This is a genomic window from Streptomyces vinaceus (genome assembly GCF_008704935.1).
GTDB classification, from domain to species: domain Bacteria; phylum Actinomycetota; class Actinomycetes; order Streptomycetales; family Streptomycetaceae; genus Streptomyces; species Streptomyces vinaceus.
Map to the genome: position 1 here is coordinate 358,655 of NZ_CP023692.1, position 16,439 is coordinate 375,093.

At 74.2% G+C, this 16,439-nt stretch carries 16 protein-coding genes; 8 read left to right on the top strand and 8 right to left on the bottom strand.

The features are described from left to right. Positions 1-25: 25 nt before the first annotated feature. Positions 26-712, bottom strand: a complete 687-nt coding sequence (locus CP980_RS01645; protein WP_150492379.1) for a TetR/AcrR family transcriptional regulator — start codon at positions 710-712, stop codon at positions 26-28. Between the two features lie 112 nt (positions 713-824). Here CP980_RS01645 and CP980_RS01650 point away from each other — a divergent pair, with 112 nt between their 5' ends. Together CP980_RS01650 and CP980_RS01655 are read left to right on the top strand one after the other, a co-directional pair. After that, positions 825-1,961, top strand: a complete 1,137-nt coding sequence (locus tag CP980_RS01650; protein WP_150492380.1) for an FAD-dependent oxidoreductase — start codon at positions 825-827, stop codon at positions 1,959-1,961. An 87-nt stretch (positions 1,962-2,048) separates the two neighbouring features. After that, positions 2,049-6,830 (top strand): hypothetical protein, encoded by a 4,782-nt coding sequence (locus tag CP980_RS01655; protein ID WP_150492381.1) that lies wholly within the window; start codon positions 2,049-2,051, stop codon positions 6,828-6,830. Positions 6,831-6,841: 11 nt separating this feature from the next. Here CP980_RS01655 and CP980_RS01660 read toward each other — a convergent pair whose 3' ends face one another. Then, complete coding sequence (locus CP980_RS01660; protein WP_150492382.1) at positions 6,842-7,402, bottom strand: hypothetical protein; 561 nt, start codon at positions 7,400-7,402, stop codon at positions 6,842-6,844. 178 nt (positions 7,403-7,580) lie between these two features. Between CP980_RS01660 and rpmG the strand changes: the two genes are divergently transcribed. The 5 genes from rpmG to CP980_RS01690 all read left to right on the top strand — a co-directional run bounded on the left by rpmG (position 7,581) and on the right by CP980_RS01690 (position 10,310). Then, a complete protein-coding gene (rpmG, locus tag CP980_RS01665) occupies positions 7,581-7,745 on the top strand; it encodes a 50S ribosomal protein L33 (protein WP_099894676.1) in 165 nt (54 codons plus the stop codon). A gap of 99 nt (positions 7,746-7,844) precedes the next feature. Then, positions 7,845-8,087, top strand: coding sequence for a type B 50S ribosomal protein L31 (locus CP980_RS01670; RefSeq protein ID WP_132753317.1), 243 nt, complete (start codon positions 7,845-7,847; stop codon positions 8,085-8,087). Positions 8,088-8,232: 145 nt separating this feature from the next. Beyond that, positions 8,233-8,838 (top strand): GOLPH3/VPS74 family protein, encoded by a 606-nt coding sequence (locus CP980_RS01675; RefSeq protein WP_150492383.1) that lies wholly within the window; start codon positions 8,233-8,235, stop codon positions 8,836-8,838. A gap of 305 nt (positions 8,839-9,143) precedes the next feature. Beyond that, positions 9,144-9,500, top strand: coding sequence for a hypothetical protein (locus tag CP980_RS01685; protein ID WP_132753321.1), 357 nt, complete (start codon positions 9,144-9,146; stop codon positions 9,498-9,500). A 9-nt stretch (positions 9,501-9,509) separates the two neighbouring features. Further along, the gene (locus CP980_RS01690; RefSeq protein ID WP_150492384.1) at positions 9,510-10,310 is read left to right on the top strand and encodes a crotonase/enoyl-CoA hydratase family protein; all 801 of its coding nucleotides are present in this window, start codon (positions 9,510-9,512) and stop codon (positions 10,308-10,310) included. 28 nt (positions 10,311-10,338) lie between these two features. Here the strand turns inward: CP980_RS01690 and CP980_RS36510 are convergent, their stop codons facing one another. From CP980_RS36510 to CP980_RS35490, 3 genes are read right to left on the bottom strand one after another with little or no spacing between them, the layout of a single operon-like run. Beyond that, a complete protein-coding gene (locus CP980_RS36510; RefSeq protein WP_208834758.1) occupies positions 10,339-10,686 on the bottom strand; it encodes a zinc-binding dehydrogenase in 348 nt (115 codons plus the stop codon). A gap of 57 nt (positions 10,687-10,743) precedes the next feature. Then, on the bottom strand, positions 10,744-11,022 hold the full coding sequence (locus tag CP980_RS01700) for a helix-turn-helix transcriptional regulator (protein WP_150492385.1): 279 nt from the start codon (positions 11,020-11,022) through the stop codon (positions 10,744-10,746). Beyond that, positions 11,016-11,348 carry a hypothetical protein gene (locus CP980_RS35490; protein WP_189999285.1) on the bottom strand — a complete coding sequence of 111 codons (333 nt, stop codon included), beginning with the start codon at positions 11,346-11,348 and terminating at the stop codon, positions 11,016-11,018. The genes CP980_RS01700 and CP980_RS35490 overlap by 7 nt, the downstream gene beginning before the upstream one ends. A gap of 172 nt (positions 11,349-11,520) precedes the next feature. Between CP980_RS35490 and CP980_RS01710 the strand changes: the two genes are divergently transcribed. Then, on the top strand, positions 11,521-11,967 hold the full coding sequence (locus CP980_RS01710) for a DUF7144 family membrane protein (protein WP_150492386.1): 447 nt from the start codon (positions 11,521-11,523) through the stop codon (positions 11,965-11,967). A gap of 39 nt (positions 11,968-12,006) precedes the next feature. On the opposite strand, the gene CP980_RS01715 is transcribed toward CP980_RS01710, so the two are convergent. From CP980_RS01715 to CP980_RS01725, 3 genes are read right to left on the bottom strand one after another with little or no spacing between them, the layout of a single operon-like run. Beyond that, positions 12,007-13,425 carry an extracellular solute-binding protein gene (locus CP980_RS01715; RefSeq protein ID WP_150492387.1) on the bottom strand — a complete coding sequence of 473 codons (1,419 nt, stop codon included), beginning with the start codon at positions 13,423-13,425 and terminating at the stop codon, positions 12,007-12,009. Beyond that, positions 13,422-16,064 (bottom strand): vWA domain-containing protein, encoded by a 2,643-nt coding sequence (locus CP980_RS01720; RefSeq protein WP_150492388.1) that lies wholly within the window; start codon positions 16,062-16,064, stop codon positions 13,422-13,424. Before CP980_RS01720 ends, CP980_RS01715 begins: the two co-directional genes overlap by 4 nt. 4 nt (positions 16,065-16,068) lie before the next feature. Next, positions 16,069-16,413 carry a hypothetical protein gene (locus CP980_RS01725; RefSeq protein WP_132753332.1) on the bottom strand — a complete coding sequence of 115 codons (345 nt, stop codon included), beginning with the start codon at positions 16,411-16,413 and terminating at the stop codon, positions 16,069-16,071. Positions 16,414-16,439 lie beyond the last annotated feature (26 nt).

A 16,439-nucleotide genomic window follows, 5' to 3' on the forward strand; every position in this document is an offset into this window, starting at 1 on the left:
TGTCGCCGCTTTCCCGGATCCGCGCCTATGAGCGCCGTTCGTCCCGCGACGCGGCGATCCCGGCCAGGATGAGGTCGATTCCGGCGAGGAACTCGGCCCGGTCGTCGTGGTCGCGCAGTTGCTCCGCGACGTCGCGGGTGAAGGCGTACTCCTCCGGATCGAGGCTCGCCCATGTGGCCGCGACGGTGTCGAGGAACTCCGTCCGGTTCTTCTCCGATTCCTGTCCGTGGGCGTTGGCCGCGTTCTGTCCGCCGACTCCGAGGATGTAGTTCAGCAGCGCGGACGCGGCGGTGAACCGGGCGGGGCGGGGTACGCCGAGCGCCTGGACCTGGCGCCCGAGCTGTTCGAAGACCTGGAGCATCGGCGACTGCCCGGGCGAGCGGGCGAGCTGGGTGCCGATCCACGGGTGCGCGTCGATCGCGTCGAACAGCCGGAGCGCGAGGGCCCGGGTCGCCTCCTGCGGGCTCGCCCCCGCATCGCCGCCGAGGACGGTGCCGGCGACGACGACCTCGGTGGCGGCGCCGAGGAGCTCGTCCTTGCCCGAGACGTGCCAGTAGATGGCGCCCGGCCCGGTGGCGAGGCGCTCGGCCAGCACGCGGAACGTGAGGCCCGCCTCGCCCACCGTGTCGAGGATCCCGATCGCCGCCTCGACGATCCGCTCCCGGGAGAGCGGCTCCTCCCGTCGCTCCGCGCGACGCGCCCTGGTTGCCATGGCGCCATCCTGACACAGGCCTGGAACCATGTTCCAGCTTGACATCTCTGGAACGCCGCTCCAGTCTGAGTCGTGGAACGGCATTCCAGAGATACGGCGGGCAGGAATCACCATGACCACTGACATCACGATCATCGGCGCCGGACTCGGCGGGCTGGCCCTCGCCCGTGTCCTGCACGTCCACGGCATCCCGGCGACGATCTACGAGGCGGAGCCCTCGCCGACCGCCCGTACGCAGGGCGGCATGCTCGACATCCACGACTACAACGGACAGCCGGCCCTGAAGGCCGCCGGCCTGTTCGACGCCTTCCTCGGCCTCGTGCACGAGGGCGGCCAGGCCTCGCGCGTGCTCGACAAGGACGCGACCGTGCTCCGCGACGAGCCGGACGACGGCACCGGCGGGCGGCCGGAGGTCCACCGCGGCGAGCTGCGCCGCATCCTGCTCGACTCGCTTCCGGCCGGCACGATCCAGTGGGGACGCAAGGCCACGGGGATCCGCCCGCTCGGCGGGGGCCGGCACGAGGTGACGTTCGCGGACGGCACGACGGTGACGACCGGCCTCCTGGTCGGCGCGGACGGGGCCTGGTCGCGGGTCCGGCCGCTGCTGTCCGACGCGCAGCCCGAGTACGTCGGCATCTCGTTCATCGAGACCTACCTGTCCGACGCCGACACCCGTCACCCGGCGAGCGCGCGGGCGGTCGGCGACGGGGCGCTCTTCGCGCTCGCGCCCGGCAAGGGGATCCTCGCCCACCGGGAGCCCGGTGCGGTCCTGCACACCTACGTGGCGCTCGCCAAGCCGCAGGAATGGCTCGCCGGCATCGACTTCGGCCGCGCGGACGAGGCCACGGCCCGCGTCGCCGCGGAGTTCGACGGCTGGGCCCCGGAGCTCACCGCGCTCATCACCGACGGCGATACCGCTCCCGTTCCGCGCGCCGTCAACGCCCTCCCGATCGGGCACCGGTGGGACCGCGTGCCCGGCGTCACCCTGCTCGGCGACGCCGCCCACCTCATGTCACCGTTCGCCGGCGAGGGCGCCAACCTCGCCCTGTACGACGGCGCCGAGCTCGGCAACGCCATCGCCGCGCACCCGGACGACATCGAGGCCGCGCTCACCGCGTACGAGGAGGCCCTCTTCCCCCGGAGTGCCGATGCCGCGGCCGAGGCGGCCCGCAACCACGAGCTGTGCTTCGACGACGACGCCCCGCACAGCTTCATCGCCCTCTTCACCGCGCATGAGCAGGCCGGCTGAGGCTAAGAGCCGCTGCCGGCGGCCCCTCGGCCCGACCGGCTCCCCGGCCGGGCGGAGTTGTCGGTGCGCCGTGCGACGATGCGAAGCATGATCGCCTCGTTGGAAACCCTGCTGCCGACCGCCGGTGCGCACACCTCGACCACGTACGCGGACTGGGTCGCCGCCCATGATCCGGGCGCGGCCGGGAGCGCGCGCGATCTGATGGAGGACATGCGCACCGAGCTCGGGCGGTCCTGGTCCAAGCCCGGCCGGTTCGTGGACACGATGACGGCGCGGGCGCGGCGGCTGCCGGCGGCGCATCTGCCCTGGTTCTGGGACACCGTGGGCCATCGGCTGATCGGTCACGGGAGCCGGCCGGGCGGGCGGGCCTACGCGGCGGCGCGGGCGGCCGAGGCCCGGCACGGGCTCCCGGTCGACGCCGGGTACCGCAGGGCCAACGCGCTGTTGTTCGCGGCCGGCGGGGCCATGCCGGCCAAGGAGTTCGGGGCGCACCAGCGGTTCCTCGCCCAGACGCTGGAGCCGTCCGCCGCGCACACCGCCCTGGAGGCGTTCCTGACCGCGTGGGCCGGTTCGGCGGCGGACCTGCCGGCGGACCTGGTGCGCCGGGTGCGGGCCTCCGCCAAGGCGGCCGGGCACGGGGAGGAGGAGGTGGCGCGGCTGGTGGGCGCGATCCTGTCGGTCACGCGGAAGAAGTCCGTGCCGGACGCGCTGCTCGACGCCGCCCGGACGGTCCTGACGGTCCATCCGCCGGCGGACGCGATCGCGGCGGGGCTGGTGGAGGTGTTCCCCGACGGGGTCACGGACGGCGGGGCCTGGCTGCGGATGCTCATCGGCTCCGGAGCGGCCGGGGCCATGGCCGCCGGGCGGGTGGTGCCCGAGGGCGGGCTGCACCACTGGGTGGGGAACTACGTACGGATGTACCAGTACGCGGCGCAGTCCGGGGGCGGGGTGGCCCGGCAGCCGCTGCCGGCGGAATTCCTCGACCTGGTGGGCCTGTTGGGGCCGCGGCTGCGGGCCGAGGGCGCCGCGGTGGAGGTGCACCACACCCGGTACCACTGCCAGGGCTTCGACGCGGACGTGCTGGACGCGTGCCTGGCGGCCGGGGCGGCGGTCGTCGACCCGGGGCCGCAGACGCGGATGCGGTTCTGGGGCGAGCGCTCCCGGCGGGACCTGTCGGCGCTGGCCGCCGACGCGGTGTTCGGCCCCCGGCTGGAGGGGACCGTGCACGCGGGCCTGCTCCCGCGGTGGGGGTCGGCGCCCGGGCGACGGGCCGGGTCGGCGGTGACGCTGCTGCCGGGCAACGAGGGCATCGCCCAGGAGGTCGCCGTACGGGTCGGCAAGCTGGTCGACACCGTGGCCGGCGGCGGCATGGCCGGCGCCGAGGAGGCCCTGGCCGAGCTGGAGAGCGTACTGGACCGGCCGACGGTGTCGGCGCTCGGCGGCATCGCCGACGCGCTCGCCGGCGCGGGAGCGGCCGGGGCGCTGCGGCGCTCCCTGGCGGCGGGGCTGCCCGAGGAACTGGCCTGGCCCGCCCTGGAGTCGGTGTACGCGGAGTTCGCGGCCGGCGCCGCCGGCGAGGAGGCGGACGCGCTGCTGCCGGGCGTGGCCGGGGTGACCACCACCTGGCCGGTGCTGACCGTCTTCGGGCGGGACCGGGCGGTGGCCGTCGGGCCGGACGGGGTGCGAGGCTCCTGCCGTTTCACGGTGCCCGACGGGGCGACGATGTACGCGGTGCACTACGTGGGCGGCTCCTTCCTGGTGAGCTGGACGCTCAAGCCGAACCCGTACTTCTGCGACACCGCCGTGTGGGCGGACCGCCCCGCGGAGGTGTTCGCTCCGGTCAAGGTCAGCGGGCTGGTGCCGTTCGGCGGCAGTCTGGACGGGGCGTACGGCTTCCAGTTCGAGAGCGCCGACGGGGGCGGGCGCCACGACGGCGGACGGGTGCTGCGCCCGGGTGGCACGGAGGGCATCGACGGGGACGAGCTCCAGCTGGGCGACGGCTCGCGGATCTGGACGAACGCCGTGTTCGGGCGCAGGCCGTGGGAGGTGGTGGACCCGGTCACCGGGGAGCCGCAGGGGGCGCTCGCGCTGCCGGAGTTCCCGGGCCGCGCGGCGAGTGGCGATCCGGCCGCGGAGCCGTCCGAGGCCGGGATGTCGTTGGCCTCGGAGGCCCTTCAACTGGCACCGCTGCCCGCCTGTCTGGACGGCTCCCCGCTGGGCAGCCGGGACGGGCTGGTCGGTACCCGGGTGCTGTTCCGCACCCGGCACCGGGACCACGCGCCGGATCACTACCTGGTGGAGAGCGTGGACGGGCGCGCGGCCCGGTTCGACATCGACCGGCCGGGACAGGAGCCCTGGGGCCTGTGGGCGCCGCCGGAGGGCGCGTCGGTGCGGGACGCGGTGCAGGACGTGGTCCTCGCCGAGGCGCAGACCCGTACGGGCGTGCGCGCGTACGCCGCCGACGGGGCCCTGCTGTGGGAGCTCGACGGGCACGCCTCGCCGCGCGATCCGCGGGTGGCTCCGGTCCGCCGGGTCACGGCGTCGCGGGGCGTGGCCCTGCCGCCCGCCTTCTGGTACCTGCTGCGGACCCGCGATGCGGCCGGGTCCAGGGCGCTGAGAGGGGTGGGCCGTCAGACCGCTGAGGTGTTGCTGGAGGCCGCCCGCTCGGACGACGCGCGGGGGCTGCGTGCCGCCGTGGCCCGGGAGTTGCCGGAGGTCGGCGACCAGGTGCTGGTCGATGCCGTGGTGGCGGTGGCCGAGCGGGCCGCCCGGGTGGAGGCGCGCAGGCGGGCGCTGCACCGGCGGGTGACCCTGCTCGCTCAGGCGCCGCCGGCCCTGCCGCGCCGGTCCGCGCCGGACACGGAGCTGATGCCGGCCCTGTTCGGTCTGGTCTCGGAGGGGGACGAAGGCCTGCGGCGGCGCAGCCGCGCCGTGAACCTGCCCGCGACGCTGGGCGCGCTGGCCTCGGACGGGGCCTGCCTGACGGGGACCGTCGTGGAGGAGGTGCGCCGGCTCGCGCCGCCGGCGCCGCCGCACGACTGGTCGCAGCTGATGGGTGCGATCGACGCCGCCGCATGGCGGGCGGTGGTGGAGCCGACACCGGACGGGGAGCGGGCCGCGCTGCTGGCGCTGCTGGACACGTGGGCCGACCAGCCGTTCGCCCGCCCGGGGGGCCGCTGGTGGGTGGGCCGCGCCCGCGCCGAGGTCCTGGACGGGCTGCGCGGGGGCGGGATCGCGGTGGCCTCGTGGCCGCGGTGTCCCGGCGGCTCGGAGCACTGGTTCGTGGCGGCCGCCGCGGAGACGGGCCGGGACCCGGTGCCGGAGGCGGTCGCGCAGGCGAGGCCGGTCCGGGTGGAGCGGGACGACGCCGCCCGGCTGCGGGCCCTGGTCGCGGCGGTCGAGGAGCACGGGCCGGTCCCGCTGCCGGAGTCGGCGGCCGCGCGCTTCGCCGAGCTGACGGGCGTGCGCCGGGCGGTGGCCCGCCTCGTGGTCGCCGGTCTGGTGGGCCGCCCCGACCGTGACGAGGACCGCGCCCTGGCGCGCAAGGCCCCGTACAAGGCGACGCCGATGACCGCCGATGCCTACGACCGGCTGCGCACCCGGCTCGGCGGCGCGGGCCGGCGCGCGGTCCTGGCGGCCGGCCTGCCCGAGGATCCGGCCGAACTGTGGCGGCCCGGCGGGATCGAGGCGGCCGCGGAGCGCATGGCCGAGGTCTGGCGGGAGCGCCTCGGGACGCTGCCCGCCCTGGACGACGACGCGGTCGACGCCCTGGAGGCCGAGCTGGGGCTGCCCGAGGTGTGGGCCCGGCGGCTCGCGGGCGGGTACGGAGCGGCCGCGGACGCGACGGTCGAGGCGGTGCGCTGGGAGCTGGCGGCTTCCGCGTACGGGTCGGGTGTGGAGGTCCGGGCCGTACCGCCGGCCGGGCCCGAGCTGCCGTACCGCACACCGGTGGGGCTCCCGCTCTGGCAGATGGCGAGCGCGCTGGTCTGGGCGTGGACCGACCGGCCCGTCGGTGATCCGGCGGTGGCGGGCGCGATGGACCTCTACGAGCGGCTGCGGGCGGAGCTGGACCGTCCGGAACTGCTGGTGGCGCTGGCCGGCGGGCAGGTCCAGGACACCCCGGAGCGGATCGCGGAGCGGTTCGGGCCCAGGCGGCTGCCGGTGTCGATGGACCGCCGCAAGGAGGCGGAGCCGGCTCCGGTGACCGCCTACGACGGGGGGCCGCTGGTCGTGTGCGTGCCCGGCGGCGCCGCGTTCCTGCGTCCCGCGGCGGTGTCCGACCCGCAGGTGTGGCGACAGGTGCGGGAGGTCACCGACCTGGCCGGGGAGCTGGACCGGGTGGCGCCGCTGCGGGCCGGCGGCGGCCTGGAGCGGATGATGCTGCGGGCCCGGTCGACAGCGGTACCGGCCGGTGCGTACGAGGCGGACCCGCGGCAGTCCTGCCCCGAGCTGCTGTCGCGGGTGGCGGAGCGGCTCGGAACGGGTGCGGACGCGGCGGCCCTGTACCTCCAGCTGGCCACGCTGGCCGCGCCCACGGACCGCAACGTGCGGCGCTGGAACTGCTGGTCCGCCAAGCAGCACGCGGCCGCCCGCGGGGAACTGCTGGCCACGGGCAGGGTGGTGGAGGCGAAACGGGCCCGGGCGGGCCGCACCCTGTTCCTGCCCGGGGAGTGGACCGAGATCAAATCGCCCCACCTGCCCCTGGAGACGGCGAAGCTGGCCGCGTACGCGGTGCTCCCGCTGTGGCGGGGCGAGATCCGCAGCCCGTTCGGCCGCGTCCTGCCGACGGCGCCGCTGCACGAGATGTTCGCCGCGGCCTGGGAGCGGGAGTCCGGCGAGGCGAGCGGGGAGGCGGACCGGACCGGCTAACCGGACACCCCTTAAACAGGGCAGGGCTTGTATTCGAGGCTGAGTTCGCGGTCGACCGCGTAGCTCGTCCGCATCGACGCGTCGATGACCTGCTGCCAGGTGCCGTACTTGGCGTACAGCTGGTCCGCGGTGGGGCCGAGCGGATTGCCGTACTTGGCGACGTTGCGCTCTTCGAGGATGCGGACCTCCTCCGGGGTCATGCCCGCACGGGTGATCGCCTTGGCCTGGTTGCGCATGTCCACCAGTTCCCTGGCGATCTCCTCGTCGGTGGCCCCGGCCGCCCGCATGTCGGCCGCGGTCCGGTGCATGTCCTCCAGCAGGTCGTGGTACTGGATGCGCGTCCTCTGGGCCTCGACCTTCTCGTCCAAGGGGAGCACGCGGATCCGGCACACGACCGGGTCCGTGCTCGGACAGGGGTCGTCGGCGGAAACGGGTGGGGCGAGGGGCGCGGTGATGATCGAACCGCACGCCTCCGCCGCGGTGGCCGAGGCGGACACGACGGTGGCCGACAGCGCGAGGGCGGCCGCGAACGGAACGAGCGCACGGCGAAGTGACGAAGATCGAAGAGACATGCCGCCATCCTCGGCAGTCGCGCCCCGTCCTCCGCGCACCGACACCGATGATCACTCGGACGGGGAAGGGACCGGGGGTGCCGCGGGGCGGGAATGCATCGTCCCCGGTCCCTGTTATGCACCCCGGATGGCATGCGCGAGTCAAACATCGCGCGAGGGCCGCCGAGAGGAGCACCACATGGCACGCAGCACCACGCGCCCCGTCGTCCGGCTGAAGTCGACGGCCGGGACGGGCACCACGTACACGACCCGCAAGAACACCCGGAACGACCCCGACCGGCTCGTCTTGCGCAAGTACGACGCCGTGGCCGGAAAGCACGTCGCGTTCCGAGAGGAACGCTGAGGCGCGCCGGGCAGCGCCCGGACCGCGCGCGAACCCGCACCCCGGACCCCGCACCCCGCACCCCACGCATGAGGCACGAGGCATGAGGAAGGACACCGCATGAAGCCCCGTATCCACCCCGAAACCCGTTCCGTCGTCTTCCGCGACCGTGCGGCCGGCACCGCGTTCCTGACCCGGTCGACCGCGCACGCGTCCAGCACCATCACGTGGGAAGACGGCAGGACCTACCCGCTGGTCGACGTCGAGATCTCGTCCGCGAGCCACCCGTTCTACACCGGGGCCGCGCGGATCGTGGACGCCGAGGGCCGGGTCGAGCGCTTCCACCGGCGCTACGACCGCTGACGCGGGAGCACCTCGGAGCCGGCCCGCCCGCGCCACGGCGCCGTCCCGCCAACAGGGAGCGATAGGCTCGCCGTTCGGACTGCCTCGGATGCCGGGTGGGCCGCCTGGTGCACATCACTGCCGATGACTCCGAGGGGAGCCGTTCATGAGCACGGCGAAAGACCTGTTCATCATCGCCATGGATCCTCAGCCGGACCGTCCCGTGGGGCAGGGCGACCTGTCGCTCGCGCTCGCCGGGGCCGAGCTGATCGATCTCCTCGGCGCGCAGATCGTCACCCTGGACGGTGACAGCATCGTTCCGGGCGGTCAGTCGGCGCCGGACGACCGCCAGTTGGAGGAGGCCTCGCAGGCGCTCACCCGGCAGGTGCCGTACGAGCGGGTCGAGGACTGGCTGTGGCGCCGGGGCCGCGATCTGGCCTCCGCGTACCAGAGCGCCCTCGAAGCCGAAGGCCAGCTAGCGCGGGGACGCAGCGGCCGCTCGCTCTTCGGGGCCGAGCGCGTGGAACTGGTGGACTCCCCCGCCCGCCGCCAGGCCCTGCACCGCTGGGAGGCGGACGAGCCCGTGCTCGCCGCCCTCGCGGCGGTGGTGGGCATCGAGAGCGCGCCTTCCGAGGAGGAGCCCGAGTTCGACGACGAGGCGGTCACGACCGTCCTCGCCATCGTCAACGACGCGGTCATGGAGCTGGAGGCGGTACGCCAGCGGCGCTCGATCGAGAAGGCCGCGTTCGCCAACGTCTGGCGAGCCCCGTGACGGTGCACGGGTGACGAGCGGAGGACGGCAAGGGAGTCCCGGCGGCGCAAAGATCCCGGCCCTGTAGTTGCTTCTGGCACAAAACTGCAGGTCAGGGGCATCATTGGATCTGAATCCACTGCGCGCCCTGGACGCCCTGCTTCAGGAGCGAGCGGATCCACACGGAGGCCCCGCACGTGGACGTGGTCTTCCTGCCGGAGGCGATGGAGGGCGGCCCGGCGCTGCGGCAGGGCGCGATCGAGAGGAAATGCAGCAGATCGCCGGACCGCCTCCCGGACGGGGGCATGAGCTTTTAGGCTGGTCACATGCGCCACACGCTCACCAGCCTCGCCAGTGCCTACGAGCTGGAGCACGTCAAGCGTGCCCCGGCCGGCGGCCGCGACTTCATGGCCCGGGCCGCCGCCTATCAGGAACGACTGGCACAGCGCCCCGACCTGCGCCACTGGTCCCTCATCGACGACGCCGATCCCGGCGACGACGGCCCCACACGGGTACTCGACGGCGACCTGGACGCGTGGACACGCCTGGGTGAGGGCCCGAACCGCGGCGCCTGGCGGATGGCGCGGTTCAACCGCCCCGGGCAGGAGGAGCAGCCCGGCGGCGCGCTGACCTGGCGGGAGCTCGCGTACCACTACGGGCCCCTCACCGAAGACGACCAGTGAGGACGCGGCATGGCGGATGAGCGGGCCCCGGTGGATGAGCCGGCCCCGGTGCGGATCGAGCGCGACGGGCCGGTGTTCACGGTGGTCCTGAGCCGCCCCGAGGTCCGTAACGCCGTGGACGGTCCCACGGCGGCGCAGCTCGCCGACGCATTCCGGCGGTTCGAGGCCGACGAGGACGCCGCCGTCGCCGTGCTCTGGGGCGAGGGCGGGACCTTCTGCGCCGGCGCCGACCTCAAGGCGATCGGTACCGAGCACGGCAATCAGGTGCTCGCCTCGGGGGACGGACCCATGGGGCCGACCCGGATGCGGCTGGGCAAACCGGTGATCGCGGCCATCGCCGGGCACGCGGTCGCCGGGGGCCTGGAGCTGGCGCTCTGGTGCGATCTGCGGGTGGCGGAGGAGGACGCGGTCTTCGGTGTGTTCTGCCGGCGCTGGGGCGTGCCCCTGATCGACGGCGGCACGGTACGGCTGCCCCGGCTCATCGGCGAGAGCCGGGCCATGGACCTGATCCTGACGGGCCGTCCGGTCGGTGCCGCCGAGGCCCACGGAATGGGGCTCGCGAACCGCGTCGTGCCGACGGGGCACTCCCGGCAGGCGGCGGAGACACTGGCGCGCGAGATCGCCGCGTTCCCCCAGCTGTGCATGCGCCACGATCGGCTGTCCGTCCTGGAACAGCACGGACTGGAGGAGGCCGAGGCGCTGGCCGGGGAGTACCGCCACGGTCTGGTCCCACTGACCGGGGGAGAGACGGCGGCCGGCGCGGGCCGCTTCGCCTCGGGAGCGGGGCGGCACGGCGCGTTCGGGGAGTGAGCACCGCGTCGGCGGCGGACGCCGCGCGTCATCCGCCCTCCGCGGGCTCCGCACCCGGCCGTGCGCCATGACCCGAGTCCCCGACGCGGACCGCGATCTTGCCGCGTACCCGGCCGTCGCGCAGGCGGCGTATCGCGTCCGGGACTTCGGCGAGCGGGTACGTACGGTCCAGGGCCGGGGTGAGGGCACCCGACTCGATGAGTTCGCCGAGGGTGCGCAGGTCGTCCGGGCGCGCAGCCGGCGGAGCGTGCGGTTGCCGCCGATGTCGAGGACGAGGTCGTACGGGTGCACCCCGTCCGTGGGGTCTTCGCGCAGGTAGTCCACGACCTCGTCGGCGCCCAGGGAGCGGACCAGGTCCGTCTTGGTGGTGCTGCACGCACCGGTGACGGACGCAGGACCTCGGGCGGTCCGTACACGTCCTGCACGATGGCCTTCACCGTTTCTCCCCTTCCTCGTCGTTCGTGCTGCCCGCCCCGCACGTGCCGTTGGCGCTGCCGCCCGCCGAGTACTGGAAGACGCTGTCCAGGGGCACCCCGAAGACCTGGGCGATCTGGAAGGCCATCTCCAGCGAGGGCGAGTAGCGGCCCTGCTCGATGGCGATGACCGTCTGACGGCTGACGCCGATGCGGCGGGCGAGCTCGGCGTGGGTCATCTCGTCGTGCGCGAAGCGCTGGGCCCGGATGGTGTTGGTGACCCTCGTCGGTTTCACCACGGGTGGAAGCCGAACCGGTACGAGATGACCTTGACCACCGAGCTGAGCACCCCCGACAGGACGAAGGCCAGGTAGATGGCGTTGGCGATCCAGAACGGCGGCGCATCGGCCATCGCGAGCAGCAGGCCCGACACGGCGCCGATGACCACGAACGACCGGCCCACGTACTCGCCGAAGCGGTGGATCTCGCGGTCGCGCTGGTCCCTGATGTTCGCCTCCTCCGGCGAGAACGCGGCGATCCCTATGTGCGCGGCGATGGACACGACGATCGACAGGCCGACCGCCGCCAGCAGGGCTCCGGCGTAGGGCGCGTGGGCCAGCCCCACTCCCGCCGAGCGCTCCAGCCAAGCAGCCGCAACACGATGTCAAGAATCCTTGACCTCGCAATGCCGGTGCCCGGAATGCCGACGCCCTGGCGCCGTGCCACGCTGAGATGGAGATCGCGACGGTCCGGCACGCGTCACCGACCGGACGGCCGCGCCTAGCAAGGAGGCCGACATGGCCAGTGACTCCACCCGGACCAGAGCGGCGGGCGCCGACCCGAGCCCGTGGCACGGGCCCACCTCCGGAACCACCGTGCTCGCGGCAGCGCTGATGATCTTCGGTGGTGCGATGGCCGTCTTCGAGGGGATCGCGGCCATCGCCAAGGACGACCTGTTCCTCACCACCCGCCACTACGTGTTCGAATTCAGCCTCACGGGCTGGGGCTGGGTCCACCTCATCCTGGGCATCGTGATCGTCCTGGCCGGGTGCTGCGTCCTCACCGGCGCCCTGTGGGCACGCTTCTTCGGCGTGTTCGTCGCGGGACTGGGCGCGATCGCCAACTTCCTCTGGATCCCGTACTACCCCGTCTGGGCAACGGTGCTCGTCGCCGTCAACCTCTTCATCGTCTGGGCCCTGTGCCACGGCATGCACCACGAGGCCGGCCCCGCCCGGGCGGTGTGACACTCCCTGCCGGCCGGGGCTGCTCCCGGCGGGACAAGGTCAGGGGAGGGCCTTCCTCAGCTCCGTGTCGAGGTCCTTGGCGAGGTCGGCATCGGAGGGGGGTGCGTCACCCTGAAGCCGGGCCAGTTGGCCGGTGAAGGTCTGGCTGAAGGCGCCGTAGAGGGGGGTGCGCGGTCGCTGGACCGCGTTCTCCAGGGCGGGCAGCAGGGTGGCGCGCGCGTAGGCCGGGCGGCCGTGCGCGTCCCGCGGCATCCGGTCGGTGCGCTCTCCCGTCGGGGACGCGGTGGCCTGCCCGGCCGGCTTCGCCACATCGCAGGTCAGGCCGTTGTCCTCGTACGCGGAGAGCCTGGTGGCCGCGAACCCCGCATCCAGCAGACAGCGTTCGCTCTCCTTCCGGGTGAGGAACCGGACGAGCTCCAGCGCGGCGCCCGTCCGCTGCGAGCCCCTGGCCACGGCCAGGTTCTGGCCGCCGAGCACGGCTTTGCCGGGCAGGGGCGCCACGCCGAGCTGCTGCTCGGACAGGGACTGGTGGAGCGTGCGGTACGCGTACGGCCAGTGGCGCAGGAAGGCGGTGCGACCGCCGGCGAAGTCGGTGAGCGTGTCCGCCTCGTCGGAGTGCGCCGCGTCCGCAAGGGTGTACGCGGCCTGGGTTCGGTTGCGCAGCTCGTCCAGCCCCGCCTGCAACTGGGCCGCGGAACCGGCGTAGCGGCCTTCCTCGTCGGTGAGGGCGAATCCTTGCGCGGCGGAGGCGAAGGCCTCGATGCCGTTGACGGTGAGGCCTTCGTACGAGGCGTCGAGCTGCGAGGTCCAGCCCTTCGCATAGGCGGCGGGCAGCTTGTTGCGGGCGGAGTCGAGCACGCCGATCAGCTGCTGGACGACGGGCCAGCCGGCGCCCTTGCCGAGATCCGGGTTGGTGACGCCGGCGCTCGTCAGGTAGTCGCGGCGGTAGAAGAGCAGCCCGACGTCGCTGTTGAAGGGGACGGCGTACACCTTGCCTCCCCAGCGGGCCGTGGCCGCCACGGACTTGATCACGTCGGAGTCCACCAGCTGGTCGGGGAGCGGCTGGACCAGACCCGCCGCCGCGAACTCCGGTACCCAGGTGACGTCGAGGTTGACCACGTCGTACTCCGCGCTGCCGGACTGCAGCGCGCCGAGCAGCTGGCTGCGCTGCTGGTCCGCCGAGCCGGGCAGTTCGACGAGACGGGCCCGGAAGGAGGCGCCCTTGGCCTCCTGCTGCCGGTTCCACTCCGCGATGAGCTGCTGGCGGATGCCGCCCTTGCCGGTCACGTCGCGGCCGCTGGCCAGCACGATCTCCCCCGGGACGTCCGCCGGGCCCGAGGCCGCCGGCGGCCCGCCGCCGTCGGCCCCGCCCGCGTCGCATCCCGCGGTGAGGAGCAGCGCCAGGAGCAGGGTCACGGTCGCCGCGCCGCGCCGTACGGGCCCGGGGGCGCGGCTCATCCCTCGCCCCCCGTTCCGGTCCTGGCCACCTCGTCGCGCAGCCGGGCGACGAGGTCACCCTTGGTGTCCAGACAGCGGCCGCCGCTCGCCTCGGACACGGCCGCGTCCGGTTTGCCCTTGTCGCACCCGCCGCTGTCCAGGGAGGCCATGACCACCGGTATCCTCCTCGCCCGCGCGGTGGCGAGCAGATCCCCGAGCCGACCGCCCTCGGTCAGCCGGTCGTTGTCCTCGTCGTCCGTGATGTAGACGATCAGCTGCGGGCGGTGGTCGTCGGTGCCGCGCTGCGCCATGTAGTCCAGCGCCGCGGCCAGAGCCCGGTAGGGGTCGGCCTCCAGGTCCTTGACCTGCGCCGAAGCGGTGATCGCATGCTGTGCCTCCTCGCGCTGGTGCTTGCCGAAGCCCAGCACCTCGCCGTACGGGCGCGGGCCGCCCGGCTCGGAGGCCACGCCCCACACCCCGTATTCGTCCTGAGGTCCCAGCCCGGCGAGGGACTGGGTGATGATGCCGGGTGCACCGCCGGGACCCTCCCACAGGCCGCCCATGGATCCGGAGGAGTCGAGCAGGAAGAGCACCCGGCCCGGCCCGTTGGCCTCCCGGTAGCGTTTGAGCGCGTCGGTCATCGCGGACGGGAAGGCGGGACCGGGGAGCTGTCCGGGGTCGGCCAGGGCCCCGAAGTCGCCGCCGCCGAGGGGCCGGTGGCCGCCCGAACCGCTGCGGAAGCCGTCCTGCCCGAACACGGCGAGTCCGCCGGGGGCGCCGGATCCGGCCTCCGTCGTGCCCCCCTTGCCGGTCAGCCACGTACGGAACCCCGCCACGGCGGTGTCCCGCGCCCCTTTGTCCCGGTCGGCGCCCTGCCAGCGCACCCGTACGAACGTCGGGCTCAGGCCGGGGACGTCGACGGGGTACTCGGCCGTCCGGCCGGTCCGCGTCGCGCTGTCGCAGCCCACCGCGGTCTTCAGCAGGAACTCCGGGACCAGGGCGGAGGTGCGCTCGTCGGCCGCGTCGTCGTCGGGCAGGGTGCACAGCAGTTCCGTGCCGGTGCGCGAGGGCGGTCCCGGCTGGGCCACGCGGCGCTCGGCGGAGGCCGGGTCCGTCTCCCCCGGTCCGCCGCCGTACAGGCCGATCGTGGCGAGGAGGCCCGCGTCGGTGTTCTCCGGGTCCGTGCGCCGCAGTTCGGCCCGCGCCTCGCGCTTCCTGACCGCCTCCGTCAGGGCGGCGAGGCTGCCGACCCGCGCGGTGGCCGGCTCCGCGAGGCTCTGCGGTACGGCGAGCACCACCGGCGAGTACGCGAACGGCTCCGGATCGGCCTCCAGGGTGACGTACGTCCGCTCGGGCGACGAGAGGCGGGCCCGGTCGGCGCTCGCGAACGAGGCCGGGATCCAGATGTCCGGCTGGGGGCCGATGTCACGCTGCGGGTTGGTCTCGTCGCCCGTCGGGCGCTGCCACGGATCGGACTGCCGGCTGAACGCGCTGACGGTGGCGGCGGCCCCGGCGCTGTAGACGGTGATGCCGCTGCGCCGGCAGCCGCCCCCGGTCCGGTTCGCGTTCGATGTCAGGTACGCCTCCGCCGCCTTGCGGAGGGTGGGTTCGAGATCGGGGTCGGTGAGCAGCCGCAGTTCGAGCGGGGGCTTGCAGGGTGCACCGCCCCCGCCGTCGAGGACGGCCAGGCCGGTGGCGACGAGACCGGCGATCGCCGCGGGCACGCCGATGACGGCCGCGAGCCTGCGGCGGCCGGTGAGGGGGACGAGCCCGCCGCGACCGACCGGTCTTCGGGCGGGGGCCCGTGATCCGTCGCGCGCCCGCGCCGGCTGCGCGGGCGGACGGCGGCCGCCGTTCCCGTACGACTCGGCGAAGAGCGCCGGCGGGGGCGTGCCCGGCGGGCGGGAGGGAGGGGCCGCGAGGAGTACGTCGGAACCCGAGGTGGCCGAGCGGCTCTGCGGTTCCCACGGCTCGGGGGGCTCGCGCAGCGTGGTGTGGTGGGCGGACATGTGGGCCCTGAGCCGGTCGGCCAGCTCCTCGAAGCCGATCTCTCCGTTCTGGAGGAGGCGTACGAGCTCGGCGGTGAACGGCGTGGGGGTGTCTGCGTCGCCCGCGTCGATGCGGTTGTTGGCCTGGACGCTCATCAGCAGCGAGGTCCGCTGCCGTTGGGCGGTGCCGAGCACGTCCCACGCCGCCGACGCGTTGCCCGCGTAGCAGCAGTCGAGGATGACGACCACCCGCTCCGCCCTCGCGCGGGACAGTACGGTGAGGACGCTCTTCCAGGGCACGGCGCCGCGGAAGACGGACTCGGTGCCGGGGACGATCGTCGCCCGCCGCATCAGCAGCCACAGTTCGTCCCCCGTGCTGGGCACGGCTCCGTGGCCGGAGAAGTACAGCAGGAGCAGCCCTTCGGCCGCCTCGACGGCGGCGTCCAGGTGCCGGTCGAACTCGTCCACGGTCCGCGGGCGGGCGACGGTGATCCCCGCCTCGGTGAAGACCCCTCCGGCGCGGAGTGCCTGTCGCAGTCCGTCGAGGTTGTGCTCCACCGCCGGGAGGTCGCCCGATACGCCGAAGGGGTGCTCGGGTCGGGTGAAGTCGTAGTCGGGGACCCCGAAGAGCAGCGCCCGGTTCGCCTTCCCGCGCGGGTCGAAGCGCGCCACGGGGCTATCTCCCGTCGCCGCCCGGCTCCACGTCGACCTCTGGCGGTTCGCCCCGTTCCACGGACCGGCGGTTCTCGCGCCACGCGCGGACCCCGCTCTTCACCTGCTCGAACACCTCGTCGAACAGTCGGGGGGCGGCCGCTCCGATCAGCACCAGCACGATGTCCATGCCGGCCCCCATCGGGCTGCCGGGCCCGTCCTGCTCCCCCGGGCGTTCCTGGATCTCCAGCCTGCCGCTGTTGCGGAGCGCTTCGAGCTTCTGCTCCCGTTCGAGCCAGGCCTTCAGTGCCCCGATGTCGCTCTCGCTCGCCCCCTGCGTGAGGCGCACGCGGATCGCGGTATTCGCCATAGCCTCCCCCTCAGCCACAACTGGAC